19 protein-coding genes and 1 pseudogene are annotated in these 22,136 nt (G+C 73.0%); 11 read left to right on the forward strand and 9 right to left on the reverse strand.

Translation table 11 applies throughout. The features are described 5' to 3' along the window. Window positions 1-3: 3 nt before the first annotated feature. Window positions 4-978, reverse strand: coding sequence for a DMT family transporter (locus tag ACFVST_RS11860; protein ID WP_390149390.1), 975 nt, complete (start codon window positions 976-978; stop codon window positions 4-6). On the opposite strand from ACFVST_RS11860, the gene ACFVST_RS11865 reads away from it, so the two are divergent. After that, window positions 977-2,407, forward strand: a complete 1,431-nt coding sequence (locus ACFVST_RS11865; RefSeq protein ID WP_390149392.1) for a PLP-dependent aminotransferase family protein — start codon at window positions 977-979, stop codon at window positions 2,405-2,407. The genes ACFVST_RS11860 and ACFVST_RS11865 overlap by 2 nt on opposite strands. A gap of 28 nt (window positions 2,408-2,435) precedes the next feature. Here ACFVST_RS11865 and ACFVST_RS11870 read toward each other — a convergent pair whose 3' ends face one another. The 3 genes from ACFVST_RS11870 to ACFVST_RS11880 form a co-directional block, all read right to left on the reverse strand. Continuing rightward, a complete protein-coding gene (locus tag ACFVST_RS11870; RefSeq protein ID WP_390149394.1) occupies window positions 2,436-4,001 on the reverse strand; it encodes a hypothetical protein in 1,566 nt (521 codons plus the stop codon). Then, window positions 3,998-5,080 carry a hypothetical protein gene (locus ACFVST_RS11875; RefSeq protein ID WP_390149396.1) on the reverse strand — a complete coding sequence of 361 codons (1,083 nt, stop codon included), beginning with the start codon at window positions 5,078-5,080 and terminating at the stop codon, window positions 3,998-4,000. The genes ACFVST_RS11870 and ACFVST_RS11875 overlap by 4 nt, the downstream gene beginning before the upstream one ends. A gap of 65 nt (window positions 5,081-5,145) precedes the next feature. Beyond that, window positions 5,146-6,486 carry an MFS transporter gene (locus ACFVST_RS11880; protein ID WP_390149398.1) on the reverse strand — a complete coding sequence of 447 codons (1,341 nt, stop codon included), beginning with the start codon at window positions 6,484-6,486 and terminating at the stop codon, window positions 5,146-5,148. 204 nt (window positions 6,487-6,690) lie between these two features. Between ACFVST_RS11880 and ACFVST_RS11885 the strand changes: the two genes are divergently transcribed. Next, on the forward strand, window positions 6,691-7,407 hold the full coding sequence (locus ACFVST_RS11885; RefSeq protein WP_390149400.1) for a GntR family transcriptional regulator: 717 nt from the start codon (window positions 6,691-6,693) through the stop codon (window positions 7,405-7,407). Window positions 7,408-7,441: 34 nt separating this feature from the next. Here ACFVST_RS11885 and ACFVST_RS11890 read toward each other — a convergent pair whose 3' ends face one another. Both ACFVST_RS11890 and ACFVST_RS11895 read right to left on the reverse strand, forming a co-directional pair. Beyond that, entirely contained in the window at window positions 7,442-8,446 is a 1,005-nt protein-coding gene (locus tag ACFVST_RS11890) for a MerR family transcriptional regulator (RefSeq protein ID WP_390149402.1), read from the reverse strand. Between the two features lie 15 nt (window positions 8,447-8,461). Beyond that, a complete protein-coding gene (locus ACFVST_RS11895) occupies window positions 8,462-9,139 on the reverse strand; it encodes a HEAT repeat domain-containing protein (RefSeq protein ID WP_390149491.1) in 678 nt (225 codons plus the stop codon). A gap of 304 nt (window positions 9,140-9,443) precedes the next feature. Between ACFVST_RS11895 and ACFVST_RS11900 the strand changes: the two genes are divergently transcribed. From ACFVST_RS11900 to ACFVST_RS11910, 3 genes are all read left to right on the forward strand, one after another. Continuing rightward, window positions 9,444-10,457: an ArsR/SmtB family transcription factor gene (locus ACFVST_RS11900; protein WP_390149404.1), complete on the forward strand. Its 1,014-nt coding sequence runs from the start codon at window positions 9,444-9,446 to the stop codon at window positions 10,455-10,457. Window positions 10,458-10,575: 118 nt separating this feature from the next. Next, window positions 10,576-11,565 carry an alpha/beta hydrolase gene (locus ACFVST_RS11905; protein WP_390149406.1) on the forward strand — a complete coding sequence of 330 codons (990 nt, stop codon included), beginning with the start codon at window positions 10,576-10,578 and terminating at the stop codon, window positions 11,563-11,565. Between the two features lie 71 nt (window positions 11,566-11,636). Beyond that, window positions 11,637-12,158, forward strand: a complete 522-nt coding sequence (locus ACFVST_RS11910; RefSeq protein WP_390149408.1) for an AAA family ATPase — start codon at window positions 11,637-11,639, stop codon at window positions 12,156-12,158. An 18-nt stretch (window positions 12,159-12,176) separates the two neighbouring features. Here the strand turns inward: ACFVST_RS11910 and ACFVST_RS11915 are convergent, their stop codons facing one another. Next, entirely contained in the window at window positions 12,177-13,790 is a 1,614-nt protein-coding gene (locus ACFVST_RS11915; RefSeq protein ID WP_390149410.1) for a N,N-dimethylformamidase beta subunit family domain-containing protein, read from the reverse strand. A 139-nt stretch (window positions 13,791-13,929) separates the two neighbouring features. On the opposite strand from ACFVST_RS11915, the gene argC reads away from it, so the two are divergent. From argC to ACFVST_RS11940, 5 genes are all read left to right on the forward strand, one after another. Beyond that, on the forward strand, window positions 13,930-14,958 hold the full coding sequence (argC, locus tag ACFVST_RS11920) for an N-acetyl-gamma-glutamyl-phosphate reductase (RefSeq protein WP_390149412.1): 1,029 nt from the start codon (window positions 13,930-13,932) through the stop codon (window positions 14,956-14,958). 82 nt (window positions 14,959-15,040) lie between these two features. Beyond that, complete coding sequence (gene argJ, locus ACFVST_RS11925; RefSeq protein WP_390149414.1) at window positions 15,041-16,219, forward strand: bifunctional glutamate N-acetyltransferase/amino-acid acetyltransferase ArgJ; 1,179 nt, start codon at window positions 15,041-15,043, stop codon at window positions 16,217-16,219. Further along, complete coding sequence (gene argB, locus ACFVST_RS11930; protein WP_390149416.1) at window positions 16,216-17,130, forward strand: acetylglutamate kinase; 915 nt, start codon at window positions 16,216-16,218, stop codon at window positions 17,128-17,130. Before argJ ends, argB begins: the two co-directional genes overlap by 4 nt. Beyond that, on the forward strand, window positions 17,127-18,350 hold the full coding sequence (locus ACFVST_RS11935) for an acetylornithine transaminase (protein WP_390149418.1): 1,224 nt from the start codon (window positions 17,127-17,129) through the stop codon (window positions 18,348-18,350). Before argB ends, ACFVST_RS11935 begins: the two co-directional genes overlap by 4 nt. 7 nt (window positions 18,351-18,357) lie before the next feature. Beyond that, the gene (locus tag ACFVST_RS11940; protein WP_390149420.1) at window positions 18,358-18,903 is read left to right on the forward strand and encodes an arginine repressor; all 546 of its coding nucleotides are present in this window, start codon (window positions 18,358-18,360) and stop codon (window positions 18,901-18,903) included. Between the two features lie 55 nt (window positions 18,904-18,958). Here the strand turns inward: ACFVST_RS11940 and ACFVST_RS11945 are convergent. Together ACFVST_RS11945 and ACFVST_RS11950 are read right to left on the reverse strand one after the other, a co-directional pair. After that, window positions 18,959-19,927: pseudogene (locus ACFVST_RS11945) on the reverse strand (bile acid:sodium symporter family protein). Window positions 19,928-20,121: 194 nt separating this feature from the next. Beyond that, a complete protein-coding gene (locus tag ACFVST_RS11950) occupies window positions 20,122-20,718 on the reverse strand; it encodes a pyridoxamine 5'-phosphate oxidase family protein (protein WP_390149422.1) in 597 nt (198 codons plus the stop codon). A gap of 170 nt (window positions 20,719-20,888) precedes the next feature. Here ACFVST_RS11950 and ACFVST_RS11955 point away from each other — a divergent pair, with 170 nt between their 5' ends. Beyond that, window positions 20,889-22,082, forward strand: coding sequence for an argininosuccinate synthase (locus ACFVST_RS11955; RefSeq protein ID WP_390149424.1), 1,194 nt, complete (start codon window positions 20,889-20,891; stop codon window positions 22,080-22,082). Window positions 22,083-22,136 lie beyond the last annotated feature (54 nt).

Consider the following 22,136-nt stretch of genomic DNA (forward strand, 5'->3'; position numbering starts at 1 on the left):
GTGTCAACCCCGGGTCCGCTGGGTCACCGCGATGCACACCAGTACCGCGAGGGCGGTGAGCGGGGCCGCGGGGGTGAGGTCCTCGCCGAGCAGGCACACCGACCAGACCAGGGTGAGCAGCGGCTGCGCCAACTGGAGCTGGCTGGCCTTCGGCACCCCGATCACGCCCATGCCCCGGTACCACACCACCAGCCCGAGGAACTGCGAGCCCGCCGCCAGCCACAGCAGCCCGGTCGCGCCCCGCACATCCCAGTGGACGGGCTCATGGGCGAGGGCGAGTACGGCGCCCAGGACGGCGACCGGCAGGCACAGCACCAGGGCCCAGGCGATGACCTGCCAGCCGGGCAGTTCCCGGGCCAGCCGGCCGCCCTCGGTGTAGCCGGCCGCGCAGATCAGCAGCGCCCCGAAGAGGTAGAGGTCGGCGGTGCCGAGCCGGCCGCCGCTCTGCTGCACGGTGAACGCGACGACCGCGGCCGCCCCGGCGAGCGCCGCCGCCCAGAAGGTGCGGCTGGGCCGGGTGCCGGTGCGCATGGCGGCGCACACGGCTGTGGTGAGCGGCAGCAGTCCGACGACGACGGCGGCGTGGGCGGTGGTCGCCGTGACCAGGGCGAGGGTGGTGAGCAGCGGGAAGCCGAGTACGGTGCCGGCTGCGACCATGGCGAGGCCGGGCCAGTGCCGTCGGGCCGGTAGCGGTATCCGCAGCGCCAGCAGGCAGCCCCCGGCGAGCAGTGCGGCCAGTACGCAGCGGATCGTTACCAGCGACCAGGGGCCGAAGGTGCTGAGGCCCCAGGCGGTGGCGGGGAAGGTGAGCGAGAAGGCGGTGACGCCGAGTGCGGCGAGCAGGGTCGCGCCCCGGCGAGCGCTCGGGGAGTGTGCCGCCGGGCCGGGTGCGGTGCTTGCGCCCACCGGCTCTCCGGGCGCCGCCGCCGACCCGACTGCTACTCCTGAACCATCCGTAGCGCTATTCTGTGCTCTCATGCAACAGCGTAGCAGTGTGGCCGAATTGGCGCAGATCCTCCGCGAGGAGCTGGAGCGCTACTCGCCGGGTGGAAAGCTGCCGTCGAGTCGGGAGCTGGTGGACCGCTTCCGGGTCAGCCCGGTGACGGTGTCCCGTGCGCTGGCGCGGCTCGCCGCCGAGGGGCTGGTGGTGACCCGGCCGGGCGCGGGTGCCTTCCGGGCCGAGGCTCCCGGACCGGCCGCCCCCGGTGACACCTCCTGGCAGGAGGTCGCCCTCAGCGCGGACGCCACCGCCGATCCGGTGCCCCGCTCGGTGGACGCCTCCGCCGTGTTCAGCACCCTCGACACCCCGCCCGACGGCGTCATCGAGTTCAACAACGGCTATCTGCACACCTCCCTCCAGCCGGAGCGGGCGATGGCCGCCGCCCTCGCCCGCGCCGGCCGCCGCCCCGGCGCGTGGAGCCGGCCGCCGGTGGACGGGCTGCCCGAGCTGCGGGACTGGTTCGCGCGCGGGATCGGCGGCGGTATCACCGCGGCCGAGGTGCTGATCACCGCCGGCGGCCAGTCCGCCCTCACCACGGCACTGCGCGCGCTGGCCCCGCCCGGCGCCCCGGTCCTGGTCGAGTCGCCCACCTATCCCGGGCTGCTCGCCATCGCCCGCGCCGCCGGACTGCGGCCGGTGCCGGTGCCGGTCGACCCGGACGGGGTGCGGCCCGAGCTGCTGGCCGCCGCGTTCCGCGCCACCGGTGCCCGCCTCTTCGTCTGCCAGCCCCTCTTCCAGAACCCGACCGGCGCGGTCCTCGCCACCGGCCGCCGCGGCGAGGTGCTGCGGATCGCGCGGGAGGCGGGGGCGTTCGTGGTGGAGGACGACTTCGTACGGCGGCTGGCACATGCCGATGCCGGGGTGCTGCTGCCGCCGCTGGCCTCGGACGATCCGGACGGGGTGGTGGTGCATGTCTGCTCCCTCACCAAGGCCACCTCGCCCAGCTTCCGGGTGAGCGCGCTGGCGGCGCGGGGGCCGGTGCTGGAGCGGTTGCGCGCCATCCAGGTGGTGGACCAGTTCTTTGTGCCGCGCCCGCTCCAGGAGGCCGCCGTCGAACTGGTCGGCTCGCCCGGCTGGGTGCGCCATCTGCGGTTCGTGGCGGGGGAGTTGAAGGCGCGGCGGCAGGCGATGGCGGCGGAGGTGGGACTGCGGCTGCCCGGTCTGGCGCTGCCGTACGTACCGGCGGGCGGTTACCACCTGTGGCTGCGGCTGCCCGACGGTACCGACGAACTCGCCCTGGCCGCAGGGGCGTTGCGGGCCTCGGTGGCCGTCTCGCCCGGTCGTCTCTACTTCGGTGCGGAGCCGCCTGCCCCCTATCTGCGGCTCAGCTATGCGGGGGTGGCGGGTGTCGGGGAGATCGCGGAGGGGGTGCGGCGGCTGGCCTCGGCGTGGGAGGGGCTGAAGTAGCCTGCCCGGAACCGGAGTTGGGCCGAGGCTACCGGCGTTGGGGGATGACGCAGCCGCGGCCCCTGCTGATGTTCTTCGGTGGGGACCCCTCCGGCCAGGCCAGGTCCACGAGGCGCGGGGTGGGCAGCGTCGGGTCGAGGCGGACCACGGCGACGGCCTTGTCGTACGGGTTGCCGTGGTTGTCCAGGCAGATCCAGCCGCTGGCGCCCTGCGCGGTGAGCTGGCCCTGGAGGCGGGTCCAGCCGTGGGCGATGCGCCGCAGCGGGGCGAGGTGGGTGCCCTGGGAGTGGACCTGGATGCCCTTGATCGCGGTGAGCGCCGAGTCGTAGACGCTGATGGTGCGGGTGTCCGCGAGGTCGACGGGCCCGATGGAGCCGGGCCCCTCGCCCTGCTCCGTCCCGCGGGCCAGCGCCTTCAGGTCTTCGAGTACGGAGGGGGTGCCGCCGGTGCGGGGGACCCGGCCGCGCTGCCAGGCGTCGGGGTGGGTGATCGCGGTGTACTGCACGGTGATCTTGCCGCGGCCGCTCTCCTTGTCCGGCAGCATCCGCTTCTTGTCGAGCCGCTTGTCCAGATAGAGGGTGGCCGCGTCGGATCCGCTGATCACCTTGAACGAGGTGCCGGCGCAGGCGCGTTCGGTGGCCAGGGCGTTGATGAACTGCCGCAGATGCACCGGCCGTCCCGCGAAGTACACGGTGTCCACCGGCGGGGTCGCCACGCACAGGGTGACCACCATGCCCGCGAAGTCGTGCTCCAGGCCGCTCGGCGCGTCGGGCCCCTCGGAGGTGAAGCTCTGCGGCGCGTGCGGCGATTCGGCCAGCTTGCGGGCGAACACCCGCCGCAGCGCGGCCGCGTACGGGTCCCCGGGCCGCTCGTCCTGTACCAGGATGGCGCGCCGCGGATCGAGGTCCCGGTCGTAGTGGACGAGGGCGTCGGCCTGTTCGGTGTTGGTGGGCACCACCCGGGCGAACCCCTCGTAACGGGTGGCGCCGCGGCCGCCGTTGGCCAGGCTGTCGGCGGTGACGGGGCCGCCGACCGCGGGCAGGTGCAGGGTGTTGGTGAGGTAGGAGAGGGCCGCGGCGGTCTCCGGCACACTGCGGTCGAAGCCGAACACGACCCGCAGGTTGTCGGGCGCGCCGGTGAGCCGGGCGAGGCGGTCCGCCACCGGCCGCCAGTGCCCGCGGTCCCGGCCCGGGTTGGCCAGCAGCAGCCGGATTCGCGGCGGGCTGGCCCGGTTGGCCTGGTGCTGGGCGAAGTAGGCGCCCTGCACCTCGTGCAGGATCTGCTCGCGCCCGGCCGGGGTGGCCGCGTCCATCGGGATCATCAGGGCGATGGTGGCGTGCTGTTCCTTCGACACCCGCCGGTTCTCCGCCCTGATCTGCCCGAGGACACCGCGGAGCCGGTCGCTGAAGACATAGGACCCGTCGGTGACTGTGACGCACTCGCCGTCGATCCGCTCACCCCCGTCTCCGCAGCTTCTGGCCCGGTCGACCAGGTAGCAGGTGGCGAGGCCGGCGAGCAGGGCGAGGGCCAGGGCGCAGTTGAGGAGGGTGAGGGGGCCGAGGCCGGGGCCGAGCGGGGTGCGGGTGCGCCTCATCTGCCGTCTCCGTCCGGGGTGTTCGCGCAGGTCAGGGTGAGCAGCCAGCGTTCCGCGGGGGAGCGTCCGGCGGAGGAGGTCCAGGAGTCGAGGTCCCCGGCGAGGTCGTCCACCCGGCGCTCGGAACCGGCCGCCCGGTGGGTGGTGGACAGGGCGAGGACCACGGGCCGGGTGGGACGGCGTCCGCCGACCGCGGCGGTCTCATAGGCCCCGGCCAGGGCGTCGAGCAGGGCCCGGCCGGTGGGGGTGTGGGCCTGCGGCAGCAGGATGAGCGGCGGCCGGTCCCGGTTCAGCCGGCGGTAGCGGGTGTAGTAGGCGTCCAGGTCGGCGAGGAAGGCGCGGGTGAGGAGGGACTCCACGGTGTTGCCGTGCCGGTCGCGGCCGTCCCGGTTCACCCGGAACAGCTCGGTGACGACGGCTTCCCGGCGGGCCTGCACGGTGCGGTGCGGCACGCCGAGGACCCGTCCCCACCAGTGCAGCGCCACCCGGTCTGGGCGCCGCTTCAGCCGGACCAGCCGGGGCAGGGCCAGACCGAGGGAGGCGAGGACGCCCGGGGGGCCGAGTTGGGAGAGGGCCTGCTCGACGCGGTACAGCCCGGCCTCCGGTCCCGGCTGCTGGTCGGCGCGGTCCCGCTGGAGTTCCTTCATCAGCAGGCGGAGTTGGTCGTCCAGGCCCGGTTCGCGGTCCAGGTGGTGCCAGTTGCGGTCTGCCCAGTGCCGTACCAGCAGGCCGGTGGAGAGGCGGGGGAAGGTGAGGGGCGGGCGGTGGGAGAGTTCGCAGCCGAGGCCGCCGGCCCGGGTGGAGAGGTGCCAGAGGCAGTCGACCACCCCGCGTCCGGAGGTGTTGTCCGCGTCGGTCGGCACCCGCAGATCGTTGACGGGCAGCGCCCCGCGGCCGCCGAAGTGGTGCCGCAGCCGCTCCAGCATCTCCCGGCCCGCCGCCGCGTCCGGTTCGACCAGCTCCAGCAGGGGCGGGCCGCCGCGGCGCCTGATACGGCCGCCCATACTGACGCGGGCCAGCCGCCGCTCCATCAGCAGCCCGGACAGTACGCGGGTGAGCTGCGCTTCGTACCGGGTCATCACTGCCTCCTCGGCGGTGACGGCCGGGCCGGGGCGGCCCGGGGCGGCGGGGTGAACGGCCGCTGTCAGTAAGGGAGTTGAGGCTCGGCCAGCAGCCGGGTGCCGCGGGTCTCGGGCAGGCCGAAGAGGGCCACGAAGGCGAGGGCGTAGCCGAGGGCGGCGAAGGCGAGCGCACCGCCGACGCCCCAGCTCGCGGCGAGGACACCGACGAGGGCGGGGAAGGCGGCGCCCACCGCCCGGCCCACGTTGTAGGTGAAGCCCTGCCCGGTGGCGCGGACCTCGGTGGGGTACAGCTCCGCGAGGAAGGAGCCGAAGCCGGAGAAGATCGCCGACATGCAGAACCCGAGCGGGAAGCCCAGCAGCAGGGACACCCCGTCCCAACTCGCGGGCACCTGCGGGTAGAGCAGTACGCACAGGAACGACAGCACGGCGAAGGTCTGGATGGTGCGGCGGCGGCCGAGCCGGTCGGCGAGGTGGGCGCCGGTGATGTACCCGGCGAAGGCCCCGGCGATCTGCACCACCAGGAAGCCGCCGACGCCGCCGACGGACAGGCCGCGTTCCTCGTCCAGATAGGTCGGCACCCAGGTCGCCAGGGTGTAGTAGCCGCCCTGCACACCGGTGGAGAGCAGGCCCGCCAGCAGGGTCCGGCGCAGCAGCCCGCCGCGGAAGATCGCCGGGAAGGTGCCGCCGGGCGGGGCGGCGGCGCGACGCCGCTCGGCGCCGGGGGCGTCGGTGACGCTGCGGCGGAGGTAGAGCACCAGCAGCGCGGGCAGGGCGCCGGTGAAGAACAGCAGCCGCCAGGCGAGGTGTTCGTCGACGAGCTGGAAGACGACCGTGTACACCAGCACCGCCAGCGCCCAGCCGACCGCCCACGCCGACTGGATCCAGCCCAGGGTGCGGCCCCGGTGCCGGGCCGAGGCGTACTCCGCGACCAGCACCGCGCCGACCGCCCACTCCCCGCCGAAGCCCAGACCCTGGAGCGCCCGGAACACCAGCAGGGTGCCGAAGTCGGGGGCGAAACCGCAGGCCACGGTGAAGAGGGCGTACAGCCCGACGGTCCACATCAGGGCGCGGACCCGGCCGATCCGGTCGGCCAGCACTCCGGCGAGAGCGCCGCCGACCGCGGACACCAGCAGGGTGACGGTGGCCAGCAGCCCGGTCTGCCCGTGGTCCAGGGCGAACGCGGCACCGATCGCGGTCATCCCGAGCGGCAGTACATAGAAGTCGTAGGAGTCCAGGCCGTAGCCGCCGAAGGCACCGAAGAAGGCGCGCCGCCCTCGCGGGTCCAGCGCCCGGAACCAGGGGAAGGCGCCGCCGTGCGATTCCAGCGGCAGGGGCGGAGCGGTGGGGGCGGTGGGGGTGGGGGCCGGGGTGGTCTCGTCCGGTGGGGGAGAACTCGTATTCATGAGCCTGCACCTCTCCAAGTGCCGTGTAGATGCTCCGAGTTGTCGCTCCGTCAAGGTAGGGGATGTGAGAACAATCCGACAAGAAGGCGATTCCCTGATCCTTTTGCCGGGGTGATCCGTGATCCTCTGCGGGGGCGGTCTCTTCTTGTCGCGGTAGTGCCGCTGGCATACGGTCGGTGGCGGGAGCCGAGGAGGGGCGGGGCGATGGCCGGATTCGTGGACCAGGCGGGCGAACAGGCCGCGGACCGGGACCCGTTGGGCCGCAGCAGCATCGCGGAACGGGTCGCCGACCTGCTCCGCACCCGGATCGGCGAGGGGTTCTACCCGCCGGGCGAGAGGATGCGCGAGGACGGCATCAGCAGGGAACTCGGCATCTCCCGCAACACCCTGCGCGAGGCCTTCCGCCTCCTCACCCATGAGCGGCTGCTGGCCCACGAGTTGAACCGCGGGGTCTTCGTCCGGCGCCCCAGTGCCGCCGATGTCGCGGACATCTACCGGGTGCGCCGCATGGTGGAGTGCGCCGCCCTGCGCGCCCTGGGCGAGCCGCCGTACGACGTCGCCGGTCTGGAGGGCGCCGTCGTGGACGGTGAGCGGGCGGTGGCCCGGGAGGACTGGAACGCGCTCGGTGCGGCCAACTTCCACTTCCACCGCGAGCTGGTCGCCCTGGCCGGCAGCCCCCGCACCAACCAGACCATGCGCACCGTCCTGGCCGAACTCCGCCTCGCCTTCTACGCCCACTCCGACCTGCGCGCCCTGCACGCCCCCTATCTGGGCCGCAACCGCGAGCTGACCCAGGCCCTGGCCCGCGGCGAGACCGCCGAGGCGGAACGCCTGCTGGTCGAGTACCTGGACGACTCCAGTGCCCAACTCACCGCCGCCCTCGGGGAGTTGGGCGGCACGGAGGAGAAGGAACCGGCCTGAGCGGGCAGCCGGGACCCGTACCCCGGAGCCTTCGTCACTCCCGTTCGCGAAGCCGCAGCAGATAGGTCGCGGTCACGGCGACCGCGCGATCCGGGTCCCGGGACAGCTCCGCGAGGGCGCGGGCGGCGCCCGGACCCGGGACGGCCGCCAGGGCCTGGGTGAGGCGTCCGCGGGCGGGTGCCCCGGTGGCCGGGGCGGCGAGGCGGGCCACGAGGGCGGCGGCGATCTCGTCCGCCGCCGCGGTGTCGACGGCCAGCACGCCCAGCGCGTCGGCCGCGTCGGTGTCCCGCGCCCCGGCCACGATCGCGTCCAGCAGCGCGGGCACCGCGGCGGCCTCGCCCCGCGCCCCCAGCGCCAGCCCCGCATGGCGGCGGACCACCGGGTCGCGGTGGCTGAGAGCCTGCCGCAGAGGTGCCGCGGCCTCCTCGTCGGGCAGCTCCGCGAGCGCGAGCACGGCACGTTCGCGCACCGCGGCCGACGGGGCGCCCAGACCCGCCGCCAGCAGAGCCGCACCCGCGCCGCCCGACAGCGCCAGCGCCCAGCGCAGGGCCCCGGCCACATTCGGCTCCGTCTCGCTCAACGCCGCCTCGACCAGGGCCTCCACCGGCACCGGGGACCCCCCGACCGAGGCGAGCGCCGCACGCTGCCGGGCGTCCGGACTCCTCGCCTCCAGTGCCTTCAGCAGGGCCACCACCTGAAGGGCGTCGTCCCAACCGGCGGGCTCCGCGGCGTCGATCCGGCGCAGCCGGTTCAGCAACTCGGTCTCGACCGCGATCCGTTCCCGCGTCTGGCGGATCAGATCGCCGACGAGCGCCGCGGGTGTGGAACCGGGGCCGTCCAGCGCCTGCCCGATCTCCCGCAGCGAGAGCCCCAGCGACCGCAGCCCCTCGATCCGGAAGATCCGCCGGATGTCCTCCCCGGAGAACTCCCGGTACCCGGACCCGGTACGGCCCGAGGGGCGCACCAGACCCAGCGACTCGTAGTGCCGCAGCATCCGCGCACTCACCCCGGACCGCCGGGCCACCTCACCGATCAGCATCTACGGTGCCGCCTTTCAACCGGAAGAGTCCTCGGGAGAGTTCGGTCCCAGCGCCATGATGCGCTTGGCGTCCTCCACGGCGGAGTCGAAGCCGGCCTCCGGGTCGTCCAGCAGCCGCAGGGTGGCGAGTGCGTGGGTGCGCACCCGGGGGTCGGGCGCCGCCGCCGCGCGCTCCAGGACGGGCCGTACCGCCTCGCCCAGCGCCACCAGGGCCCGGCTCAGGCTCAGCCTCATCTCCCGTTCGCCCCGGGCCAGTTGGGTCGCCAGCACCTCCGCCAGCGCCGACCGCTCACCCTCCGGGACCAGGACCACGGCCGCCCGCCAGGCGCTGCGTGCCACCTCCTCGTCGGGGTCGGTCAGCACGGCCCGGGTGAGCGCCGGCCAGGCCCGGCCGTCACCGATCTTGGAGAGGGTGTGCAGTGCCTGGCTCCGGGCCTGGGCGCGCGCCGAGCGGACCTCGCGGATCAGCAGCGGCAGCGTCAGCGGCGCCGGGTGCCGGGTGAGTGCCCAGGTCAGCATGTCGCGGACGAAGAAGTCCGGTTCCACCGCGCACCGTTCGACCAGCGCCCCGGCATACCGCGGGTCCGGGGCCGAGCCCACCGCCATCGCCGCCCGCAACCGCACCGACGCACGCCCGTCCGCCAGCTCCCGCAGCACATCCGCCGCCCGCGCACCCTGCCCCGTGACCGTCATCGGGACCACCTCCTCGGCAGCCAGTGAAGGGCTTGCCACCGTGTCAGGGTCAAGCACCCGGCGGCCGGGACGGCCAGGTGGGGACCGTGGCCGAAGCCCAACCCCCGCGGGCATATCCCGCCCCCGACCGGGTAGTGGCATGTTCTCCGCACGGCCCACCGAGAGGCGGGACCGGCGGCAGGGTACGGGGGCGGGGATCCGGGCGGTTTGACCTCCGCGCGGCCATGCATCGGGTATGAGTACGGCCATGCCCGGGGCCCGTCCCGCCCTCCGGGTGTTCGTCCTGCCTTCCGATGGAGCGACCATGCTGCGGATCCACTTCACCCCCGAGGACATGGCCCGGGTCAGGGTGGCCCCGGGACCGGACTTCCTGTGGGAGATCGCCAACAGCGTGCAGACCCTCCAACGCCGGGACGGGGAAAGGGAGTTCGGCACCTGGCGGCGGTGGGTGCGGCCCCGGCTCTCGGACAGCAGGCGCCTGCTGTCCCCGCTGCTGCCACCCCGCGGCTACTCCCCGGACTTCCTCACCCCCACCTACGGTGACCGCACCACCTTCCAGGGCGCCGTGGACACCCTGCTCGGCACCCCCCGCACCAGGCTCCGCGCCGAACTGGCCCGGCTGTCCACCTCGATATGCCTGCCCGACTGGGTACGCGCCCTCGCCGAGGGCGACCCGCAGGTCCTCGAACGGCTCGGGGCGGCGCTCCACACCTACCAGGCTGAGGCACTGGTACCGCACTGGCGGCGGGTCCGGGCGGATGTCGAGGCGGACCGGGCCCTACGGCTGCGGTGCCTGATGGAGGGCGGCACCGAAGGGCTGCTGTCCGGTCTCGGCCCGGTCGTCCGCTGGCAGCCACCGGTACTGGAGGTGGCCTACCCCGTCGACCACCAACTCCGGCTGGAGGGGCGGGGGTTGGTGCTCCAGCCGTCGTTCTTCTGCTGGCCCACCCCGATCACGCTGGCCGACGGAGAACTGCCGCCCGTACTGGTCCACCCCATCCAGCACACCGCGGACTGGGCGCGCCCGGCCGCCGACCCCGGCGGCCACGATCCGCTGGGCCCGCTGCTCGGGCACACCCGCGCCGACCTGCTGCGGGCCACCCACACCGGCTGCTCCACCGTGGAGGCCGCCCGGCTGCTGGGGGTGACGCACTCGGCCGTCAGCCAGCATATGAACGTGCTGCGTGCGGCGGGCCTGATCACCACCGTCCGCGGAGCGGGACGCGCCTTCCATGTGGCGACCGCCCGCGGGCGTTCCCTGCTGTCCGCCGAGACCCCGTACGCCGGCGGCCCGGCGAGCGGCAACTCCCGCCCGTAAGCCTGGACTTACAGCGCTTGTGCTTCCGCGGGGGACCCCTCACCCTGTTCTTCCGCCGCCGCGGGGTCCGTCGGCCGCGTGCTGCGTGACACCCCCACCTCGCCCCTTGGAGACCACGTTGAGCATCCAACAGCCCAGCCGAAGAGGCATCATCAGAGCCGCCGCCGGAATCAGCACCGCGGCGGCCCTCGGCGCGGGAGGCGTCCTGGCGTCCGCGTCGTCCGCGCAGGCGGCCGGAGACGGCAACGGGCTGCGCATCGTGGAGCGCAACGAGAGCAACGCACGGATGTGGTATTACCGCTTCGCCACCAGCGCGATCGGCTGGAACCCGGGCGTCAACGTCCTCCTCCCGGACGGCTACCACACCAGCGGCCGGCGCTACCCGGTGCTGTACCTCTTCCACGGCGGCGGCACCGACGCGGACTTCATCTACTTCGACCGCCTGGGCATCCGCGACTGGAGCGCCGGGAAGCCGATCATCATCGTGATGCCCGACGGCGGCCACGCCGGCTGGTACTCCAACCCGGTCAGCTCCAACACCGGCCCGCGCAACTGGGAGACCTTCCACATAGCCCAGTTGCTCCCCTGGATCGACGCCAACTTCCGCACCTACGCCGAGTACAACGGCCGTGCCGTCTCCGGCTTCTCCATGGGCGGCTTCGGCGCGCTGAAGTACGCGGCCAAGTACTACGGCCACTTCGCCTCGGTCAGCGCCCACTCCGGGCCGGCCAGCCTGCGCCGCGACGGCGGCCTCGTCGGCCACTGGGCCAACCTCACCTCGGCGGCGCTCGACCTGGCCGGCGGCACCGTCTACGGCATCCCGGCGTGGGACGAGGCCCGGGTCTCCGCGGACAACCCGGTGCAGCGCATCGAGAGCTACCGCAACAAGCGGGTCTTCATGGTGGCCGGCACCAGCCCCGACCCGATCAACTGGTTCGACACCGCCAACGAGACCCAAGTCCTCGCGGGCCAGCGGGAGTTCCGCTCCCTCCTCGGCAGGGCCGATATCCCGCACGAGTGGCACGAGGTCCCCGGCGGCCACTTCGTCCGCCCCGACCTGTTCCGCCGGGACCTGGACGGCATCATCGGCCGCCTCCGCAAGGCCTGACCAACTCCCCTGCCAGGCCGTGCCGTTCGAACCACCCCGGTGACCGGACGGCACGGCCTACCGTGGTGCCGGTGATCGTATGGCTGAACGGCACCCATGGCGCGGGCAAGACGACGACCGCCGACCTGCTGCGGCAACTCCTCCCGGATTCACGGGTGTTGGACGCCGAGAAGGTCGGCGAGACCCTGATGGACATCAAGCCGCCACTGCCCTGGACCGGCAACTTCCAGCACTGGGCCTCATGGCGCCCCCTGGTGGTCGACACCGCCCGCCGGGTACTCGACCACACCGGCGGAACCCTGGTGATGCCGATGACCGTCCTGATCGAGCCGTACTGGCGGGAGATCAGCGCCGGCCTCGCCCAACACGCCATCCCCGTACGGCACTTCGTCCTCCACGCCGACCAGGAGACACTACGCGCGCGGATCGACGGGGACACCGATCTCGGTCCCTCGCAGTTCCGCCTCGACCACCTGGAGCCCTACGCGGAGGCCGCCCGTACCTGGCTGCACGCCGAGGCGGAGGTCGTCGACACCACGCATCTCGCGGCGGCCGAGGCCGCCCGGCGGATCGCGGAGGCCGTCAAGAACTGAGGCCGGGCGCCCGCCCGTTCAGGCCTCCGACCGGTAGACCTCCCGCACGTTCGGGCGCGGGGAGGGCCGGTGACGGGCGCACGGTCCCTCGGCGAAGGCGCGGAGCACGTTCTCCGTGGTGCGGGTGACGAAGGTGCGGGTGCGGGCGTCCATCCCGTGGTCGCGGCCCCCGTCGCGGGTGCCCGCCATCAGGCCCTCCACCCAGCGCATGGTGCCGGTGGCGAAGACCCCCGCGCCGCCGGGGACGGTGTAGTACGCCGAATCGCCGTGGCTGCGGCGGCCGTTGCACACCAGGGGCGAATGCGCGGTGATCTCCAGCGGCCCGGGGGTGGGCGCGCTCGGCGTGACCCGGTCGTACTCCACCCCCACCAGATGCGCGAACCCCTCACCCCGGTGTGCGCCCGTCCCCTCGTACACCCAGTGGTCCGGGGTGTGCACGACATACGGCGCGTCCGTCGGGTAGCCCTCGTACAGCACGCCCGTCAGCGAGGACTCCGGGTCGGGGGCGGGGGACTGGCGGAAGTCCGTGGTGACCAGGGCGGGTTGGTCCGCGTAGCAGGGGTCGGACCGGAAGGACGACTTGTAGCAGACCACGGTGCGCCCCGGCGGTGTGCCCTGCTCCAGGCGGATCCGGCGGAAGCAGGTGTTGGCGCCGAGGAAGGCCACATTGGTCCCCGCGTCCCGGGCGGCCGTGATGTGCCGCCGCTGCTCGGGTGTCCAGTACTCGTCGTGGCCGAGGCTGATCACGGCGCGCGCCCCGTGCAGGACGCCCGGGTCGCGGTGCACGTCCATACCGGTGGTGTAGGCGAGCGGGATACCGAGCCGTTCGGCCAGGACCACCGCCGCCCGCTCGTACACCATGAACTTCTCCGCGCCGTTCGAGTCATAGGGCCGGTCGAAGCTCACGGCGAGGGAGCGGGTGGCGTACCCGCCCGACGGCCCCGCGTAGAGGCTGTGGCCGCCCCAGCGGTTGTACGCCTGCCAGGTGGCCGGGGCGTGCATCAGCACCGTGCGGCCCGCGCCCCGGGTGGAGCGCACCACCAGCGGGACATAGCGCTGGTGCCCGTCCTCCGCGTCCAGCCGCAGCAGATACGCCCCCTCCGGCCACCCGGCCGTACCGAGCACCGTCGTACGCGGCCATCCCGCGTGCACGGTGCGGGTGCCGGACAGCACACGCGGCTCGTCCTGGACGCGGCCCCGGATCCGCCCGGACGACCACACCAGCCGGGCCCCGGCCCCGCCGTACCAGCCGACGCGGAAGGCCGAGACCCGGAAGGACGGCGAGGTGGTCGAGACATGCAGGCCGACCTCCTCGCCCGGCGTCACACTCACCCGGTCCGTGTAGCCGACCACGGCGGTGCCGGGCCCCCGGGACCGGATACGCCAGTCCGCCGTCCCCGGACGCTCCCGTTCCGACTCGGGCCGACCGGAGGCGGCGGCCCGGTGCGGGGTGCGGGTGGGGGAAGAGGCGGTGCAGGCGGAGGCGGAGACGAGCCCCGCACCCGCGCACCCCTCCAGAAAGGTCCTCCGCCGCAGCCCCGCCGGCCGTTCCGGCCCTATGGGGTCCTGCCGCGCGCTGTTCCGCTGGTCGGGGCCCACATCGCCTCCCGTACGTCCGGTTGGTGCGGCCACCTCCCCTCAAGGCCAAGGTGGCACAGCGGAGCCGGGCGCGCGCCTTGCGGTCGGCCGGGCGGACGGCAGACCCGCCGCGATCACCGCATTGCATAAACGTGCGTACATGCGTATAGTCATGCTTCTACGAGGAGGGTTCATGGTGGTTCACGCAGCAGTCGCGGGAGCGAGTGGATACGCGGGCGGAGAGCTTCTGCGGCTTCTCGTCGGGCATCCCGAGGTCGAGATCGGTGCCCTGACCGGGAACAGCAACGCGGGCGAGCGGCTCGGCGCCCTCCAGCCCCATCTGCCGCCGCTCGCCGACCGAGTGCTCCAGCCCACCACCCCCGAGGTCCTCGCCGGGCACGACGTGGTCTTCCTGGCACTCCCGCACGGGCACTCCGCCGCCGTCGCCGGGCAACTGGGCGAGGACGTCCTCGTGGTCGACCTGGGCGCCGACCACCGGCTGCGCTCCGCCGCCGACTGGGAACGCTTCTACGGCTCCCCGCACGCCGGCACCTGGCCCTATGGACTGCCCGAACTGCCCGGCGCCCGCGCGGAGTTGACCGGCACCCGGCGGATCGCGGTGCCCGGCTGCTATCCGACCGCGGTCTCCCTCGGCCTCTTCCCCGCCTACACCGCGGGGCTCGCCGAACCGGAGGCCGTGGTGGTCGCCGCCTCCGGCACCTCCGGCGCCGGCAAGGCCGCCAAACCGCATCTGCTGGGCAGCGAGGTGATGGGCTCCATGTCGCCGTACGGCGTCGGCGGCGGGCACCGCCACACCCCGGAGATGATCCAGAACCTCGGCGCCGCGGCCGGTGAGGCGGTCACCGTCTCCTTCACGCCGACCCTGGCCCCCATGCCCCGCGGCATCCTCGCCACCTGCACCGCCAAGGCCCGCCCCGGCGTGGACGCGCAGGCGGTGCGCACCGCGTACGAGAAGGCCTTCACCGGCGAACCGTTTGTGCACCTCCTGCCCGAGGGACGGTGGCCGGCCACCGCCTCCGTGTACGGGTCCAACGCGGTCCAGATCCAGGTCGCCCTGGACGAGGCGGCCGGGCGGATCGTCGCCGTCAGCGCCGTCGACAACCTCACGAAGGGCACCGCGGGCGGCGCGGTGCAGAGCATGAACATCGCCCTCGGCCTCCCCGAGGAGACCGGGCTCACCTCGATCGGAATCGCACCGTGAACCGGCCCCGCGCGGGCGGACACCGCAGCAGCCGCCCCTGCCGAGTGAACGAAGTAAACAAAGCGAACAAGACGGAGACAACGTGAGCGTCACGGCAGCCAAGGGATTCTCGGCGGCGGGCATCGCCGCCGGGATCAAGGAGAGCGGCAGCGCGGATCTGGCCCTGGTGGTGAACCACGGGCCCAGCCTCGCCGCCGCCGGAGTCTTCACCTCGAACCGCGTGAAGGCCGCCCCCGTCCGCTGGTCCGAGCAGGTCCTCAAGGGCGGCCGGGTGTCCGCCGTCATCCTCAACTCCGGTGGCGCCAACGCCTGTACGGGCGCCCAGGGCTTCCAGGACACCCACGCCACCGCGGAGAAGACCGCCGAGGCACTGGACGCGGCGGGCCTGGACGGGACCGGCGGGCACAGCGCCGGTGAGATCGCCGTCTGCTCCACCGGCCTGATCGGCGTCACGCTGCCGATGGACCGGCTGCTGCCCGGCGTCGACACCGCGGTCGCCGGACTCTCCCCCCACGGCGGGGAGAAGGCCGCCATCGCCATCAAGACGACCGACTCGGTGCACAAGACCGCGGTCGTGAGCGGCGACGGCTGGACGGTGGGCGGGATGGCGAAGGGCGCCGGGATGCTCGCGCCCGGCCTCGCCACCATGCTCGTCGTCCTCACCACGGACGCCGACGTGGACGCCGCCGCCCTGGACCTGGCGCTGCGCGACGCCACCCGCACCACCTTCGACCGGGTCGACTCCGACGGCTGTATGTCCACCAACGACACCGTGCTGCTGCTGGCCTCCGGCGCCTCCGGCACCGTCCCGGACACCGAGGAGTTCGCCGCCGCCGTCCGCGCCGTCTGCGACGACCTGGGCCGCCAGCTCATCGCGGACGCGGAGGGCGCCAGCAAGGACATCAGGATCGACGTGGTGAACGCCGCCACCGAGGACGAGGCGGTCGAGGTGGGCCGCAGCATCGCCCGCAACAACCTCCTCAAGTGCGCCTTGCACGGCGAGGACCCCAACTGGGGCCGGGTGCTCTCCGCGATCGGCACCACCTCCGCCACCTTCGAGGCGGACGCGCTGAACGTCGCCATCAACGGGGTGTGGGTGTGCCGGGGCGGCTCCGTCGGCGAGGACCGGGACCTGGTCGACATGCGTTACCGCGAGATCGTCATCACCGCCGACCTGGCCGCGGGCGACGCCACCGCCACCATCTGGACCAACGACCTGACCGCCGAGTACGTCCACGAGAACAGCGCCTACTCCTCATGAGCACCCGCAAGCACACCGCACTGCCCAAGGCGCAGATCCTCATCGAGGCGCTGCCCTGGCTCACCCGCCACCACGGCCGCACCGTCGTCATCAAGTTCGGCGGGAACGCCATGGTCGACGAGGCACTGAAGGCGGCCTTCGCCCAGGACGTCGTCTTCCTGCGGCACGCGGGTCTCCGGCCGGTGGTGGTGCACGGCGGCGGCCCGCAGATCAGCGCCCAGCTCGACAAGCAGGGCCTGGTCAGCGAGTTCCGGGCCGGGCTGCGGGTCACCACACCCGAGGCGATGGACGTGGTCCGGATGGTGCTCGCCGGTCAGGTGCAGCGGGAGCTGGTCGGCCTGCTCAACCAGCACGGCCCGCTCGCCGTCGGCCTCACCGGCGAGGACGCCCACACCCTCACCGCCACCAAGCACCTGCCGGAGATCGACGGCGAGCAGGTGGACCTGGGCCGCGTCGGCGAGATCACCGACATCGACACGGGGGCGATCGAGGCCCTGCTCGCGGACGGCCGCATCCCGGTGGTCTCCTCGGTGGCGCGTTCCGCGGACGACGGCCATGTCTACAACGTCAACGCCGACACCGCGGCCGCCGCACTGGCCGCCGCCCTCGGCGCGGAGACCCTGATGGTCCTCACCGATGTCGAGGGCCTCTACGAGGACTGGCCGAACAGCGACGACGTGATCAGCCGCCTCACCGCCGCCGAACTGGAGAAGCTGCTGCCCGACCTGGCCAGCGGCATGGTGCCCAAGATGCAGGGCTGCCTGCACGCGGTACGCAACGGCGTCCGCACGGCCCGCGTCATCGACGGCCGCGTACCGCACTCCATCCTGCTGGAGATCTTCACCGACGAGGGCATCGGCACCATGGTCGTGCCCGACGCCCGGCCGCACACCGAGGGGAAGCCGTCATGAGCAGCACGCAGGAGACAGCGAACGCGGCCCTCACCCGGCGCTGGCAGGGAGCCCTGATGGACAACTACGGCACCCCCCGCCTCCCCCTGGTACGGGGCGAGGGCGCCAGGGTGTGGGACGCCGAGGGGCGCGAGTACCTGGATCTGGTCGGCGGGATCGCGGTGAACGCGCTCGGCCACGCCCACCCGGCGGTGGTGGCCGCGGTGACCCGGCAGATCGGCTCGCTGGGCCATGTCTCCAACCTCTTCGTGGCGGAGCCGCCGGTGGCGCTCGCGGAGCGGCTGCTGCACCTGCTCGGGCGTGAGGGCCGCGTCTTCTTCTGCAACTCGGGCGCCGAGGCCAACGAGGCCGCGTTCAAGATCGGACGGCTCACCGGCCGCCGCCATATGGTCGCCACCGAGGGCGGCTTCCACGGCCGCACCATGGGCGCCCTCGCCCTCACCGGCCAGCCCGCCAAACAGCGGCCCTTCGTCCCGCTCCCCGGCGAGGTCACCCATGTCCCGTACGGGGACGCCGAGGCGCTGCGGGCCGCCGTCACCGAGGACACCGCACTGGTCGTGGTGGAGCCGGTGCAGGGCGAGAACGGGGTGGTGGTGCCGCCGGCCGGCTATCTGCGGGCGGCCCGGGAGATCACCCGCGCCACCGGCACCCTGCTGGTGCTGGACGAGGTGCAGACCGGCGTCGGCCGCACCGGCCACTGGTTCGAGCATCAGGCTCACGAGGGCGTCGACCCGGATGTGGTGACCCTGGCCAAGGGCCTCGGCGGCGGGCTGCCGATCGGTGCCACGGTCGCCTTCGGGGCGGCGGCCGAACTCCTCGGCCCAGGCCAGCACGGCACCACCTTCGGAGGCAATCCGGTCGCCTGCGCCGCCGGTCTTGCCGTCCTCGACACCATCGCCGCCGAGGGGCTGCTGGAGAACACCAAGCGGGCCGGGGAGCGGATCCGCGCCGGTGTGGAGGGGCTTTCGCACCCGCTCGTCGACTATGTCCGGGGCGAAGGACTGCTGCTGGGTATCGTGCTCACCGAGCCGCTGGCACCCCGGGTGCAGCAGGCGGCTCAGGACGCCGGCCTCCTGGTCAACGCGCCCGCCCCCGACGTCGTACGGCTGATGCCGCCACTCACCCTGGACGACGGCGCGGTGGACGCGCTGTTGCGGGCGCTGCCCGGTGTCCTGGACGAGGCCCAGCGCGGGCACGGGGACGGACGAGCCGGAGAATGAGACGACGATGAGCCAGCCGCAAAGCCAGGCACCGGAGCAGGAGCACGAGCACGGCCCGGCGGTCCCACAGACCCGCACCGCACGCCACCGGCGGATCGTGGACATCCTCAACCGCCAACCGGTGCGCTCCCAGAGCCAGTTGGCGAGGGCCCTGGCGGACGACGGGCTGACCGTCACCCAGGCCACCCTGTCCCGCGATCTGGACGAGCTGAACGCCGTCAAGATCCGCAACAACGACGGGGACCTGATCTACGCGGTGCCGAGCGAGGGCGGTTTCCGCACCCCGCGCGCCCCCCTTGGGGAGTCCGCGAAGGAGGAGCGGATGCGGCGGCTCTCCGCGGAACTGCTGATCTCCGCGGAGGCCTCGGCCAATCTGGTCGTCCTGCGGACCCCGCCGGGCGCCGCGCAGTTCCTGGCCTCCGCGATCGACCAGGCCGAACTCCACGACATCCTGGGCACCATCGCGGGCGACGACACCCTGCTGCTGATCAGCCGGGAGCCCACCGGCGGCCAGGCCCTCGCGGACCATCTGCTCCGCCTGGCACAGAACTGACCTGGCCCGCCTGACAGTTGACGCCGATCGCCCACCCTGCGGCGGGCTGCCCGTCTCAGTCGGCGGGCTGCCCGTCCCGGTCGGTGGGCCGACGGTCCCGGTCTGCGGGGTGGCCGCCCGCGGCGTCCGTACGGCGGGAGCGGTGCGACATCCAGGCGGCGACCAGGGCCCCGGACACGTTGTGCCAGACGGAGAAGACCGCGGCGGGCAGTGCGGCCAGCGGGCTGAAGTGGGCGGTGGCCAGGGACGCGGCCAGGCCCGAGTTCTGCATCCCGACCTCGAAGGCCATCGCCCGGGACGCCGGCGGACCCAGCCTCGCCAGCTTGCCCGCGCCGTAACCCAGCGCCAGGCCGAGGCCGTTGTGCAGGACGACGGCCAACAGGACAAGCCCGGCAGCCGACTTGATGGCCTCCGAACTCCCCGCCACCACCACCGCCACGATCACGGAGATGGTCAGCGCCGACAGCCACGGCAGCACCCCGAGGACCCGCCCGAGCCACCGGCCCAGCAGCAGCCGCACCAGCAGCCCGGCGAAGACCGGCAGCAGCACCGTCTTGAGGATGTCGGTCACCATCGCCCCCGCGTCCACCGGCAGATACGCGCCCGCCAGCAGCAGCGTCAGCGGCGGGGTGACCAGCGGCGCCACCACCGTGGAGACAGTGGCCACGGACACCGAGAGCGCCACATCGCCGCGCGCCAGATAGGTCACCACATTGGAGGCGGTGCCGCTGGGCGCGCAGCCCACCAGGATCACCCCGGCCGCCAACTGCGGTGACAGGCCCAGCAGATGGGCGATCAGCCAGCCGAGCCCCGGCATGATCACTTAGTGCGCGACCAGCCCGAGCGCCACCGCCCACGGCCTGCGCGCCACCCCCTTGAAGTCCAGCGGGGTCATGGTGAGGCCCATACAGAACATCACCACGCCCAGCAGATACGGCACATTCACCGACCAGCCCGCGAAGGTGCCGGGGGTGACGAGCCCCACCGCCCCGGCCAGCAGGACCAGTACGGGAAAGACGGTCACCGCCCGCCGCGCGGCCCGGTCCGTACCGGTGTCCTTCGCGGTGCTCGCGGGCGGTTCGGCGGGGGCGGGGCCTTGCGGCTGGCTCTGCTTCTTCTGCACGGCGCGATGCAACGCCGGAACGAAACCCTCCGCAACCGCGTCTCGCCATCTGGTCGATGCGCCCGGGATACGGACGATTCGGAGGCAGGAGTGGATCAGCCGGTGGCGGGAGGGGTGGGTGGCAGGGGCAGGGGGAGTCCGGGCAGCCCGTCGATACTGCTCGCCACATGCTCCTTCCGCTCGAAGTAGGTACCGAGCGAGGCGTCGTCCTCGCGGGCGAAGCGCTTGCCGTGCAGTTCCCGGTCCGACTCGTAGCTCATCAGGGGCACCGCGTAACCGCAGGTGTCCCGGATGAGTCCGGCGTGCACCACGATCACGGCGCGCAGTCCGTGGTGGGTGCTGTCGATGCCGGGGAAGCGCGCCAGCAGGCCGGGGAAGCGGGGGTCGTCCCGGAAGACGGGCTCGCCGCGCCCGTGCACCCGCACGATGTTCGGCGGGCCCTGGAACGCGCACCACATCAGGGTGATGCGTCCGTTCTCCCGCAGGTGGGCGATGGTCTCGGCGTTGCTGCCGGCGAAGTCCAGGTAGGCGACGGTCAGTTCGTCCAGTACGGCGAAGCTGCCGGTGAGGCCCTTGGGGGAGAGGTTGACCGTTCCCTCGCCGGAGAGCGGGGCGGTGGCGGTGAAGAAGACGGGCTGGGCCTCGATGAACGAGCGGAGCCGGCCCTCGATGCGTTCATACGTCTTTCCCATGGCCCCGAGTATGCGGCCCCGATCGTTCGCCCGTCTAACCGTTTGACTGACTAAGGGTTTTTCGGTGCGCGCCGAGGGTGCGCCGCCGCGCCCCGGAATGCCGAATTGACGAAACATACGGCAGGCTGCATACTCATACATGTCAGCGAATGCACTGTGAGGAGAAACCCGTGACCGAGCGCGTCGTACTCGCCTACTCGGGCGGCCTGGACACCTCCGTCGCCATCGGCTGGATCGCCGAGGAGACGGGCGCCGAGGTCATCGCCGTTGCCGTGGACGTCGGCCAGGGCGGCGAGGACCTGGACGTCATCCGCAAGCGCGCGCTCGCCTGCGGTGCCGTCGAGGCCGAGGTCGCCGACGCCAAGGACGAGTTCGCCGACGAGTACTGCCTCCCGGCGATCAAGTCCAACGCCCTCTACATGGACCGCTATCCGCTGGTCTCCGCTCTCTCCCGACCCGCCATCGTCAAGCACCTGGTGGCCGCCGCGAAGAAGCACGGCGCGACCACCGTCGCCCACGGCTGCACCGGCAAGGGCAACGACCAGGTCCGCTTCGAGGCCGGCATCGTCGCCCTCGCCCCCGACCTCAAGTGCATCGCCCCGGTCCGCGACTACGCCATGACCCGGGACAAGGCCATCGCCTTCTGCGAGCAGAAGCAGCTCCCGATCGCCACCACCAAGAAGTCCCCGTACTCCATCGACCAGAACGTCTTCGGCCGCGCCGTCGAGACCGGCTTCCTCGAAGACATCTGGAACGGCCCCATCGAGGACATCTACGAGTACACGCAGAACCCGGCCACCCCCCGCGAGGCCGACGAGGTCGTCATCTCCTTCAAGGCGGGCGCCCCCGTCGCCATCGACGGCAAGCCGGTCACCGTGCTCCAGGCCATCCAGCAGCTCAACGAGCGGGCCGGCGCCCAGGGCGTCGGCCGGATCGACATGGTCGAGGACCGCCTCGTCGGCATCAAGTCCCGCGAGGTGTACGAGGCCCCCGGCGCCATCGCCCTGATCACCGCCCACCAGGAGCTGGAGAACGTCACCGTCGAGCGCGAACTCGCCCGCTACAAGCGGCAGGTGGAGCAGCGCTGGGGCGAACTCGTCTACGACGGCCTGTGGTTCTCCCCGCTGAAGCGCGCCCTGGACGGCTTCGTCGACGAGGCCAACGAGCATGTCTCCGGCGACATCCGGATGACCCTGCACGCCGGCCGCGCCACCGTCACCGGCCGCCGGTCCGAGGAGTCCCTCTACGACTTCAACCTCGCCACCTACGACTCCGGCGACACCTTCGACCAGTCCAAGGCCCAGGGCTTCATCGACCTCTTCGGCCTGTCCCAGAAGATCGCCGCCAAGCGAGACCTCGCGTAAGGCATACCCTTTCGGCTACGTACGACCTCGGCCGCCTTCCCGGTGCGTGTGCGG

The sequence above is a fragment of the Streptomyces sp. NPDC058045 genome, from assembly GCF_042885635.1.
In the GTDB taxonomy this organism is placed as follows: domain Bacteria; phylum Actinomycetota; class Actinomycetes; order Streptomycetales; family Streptomycetaceae; genus Streptomyces.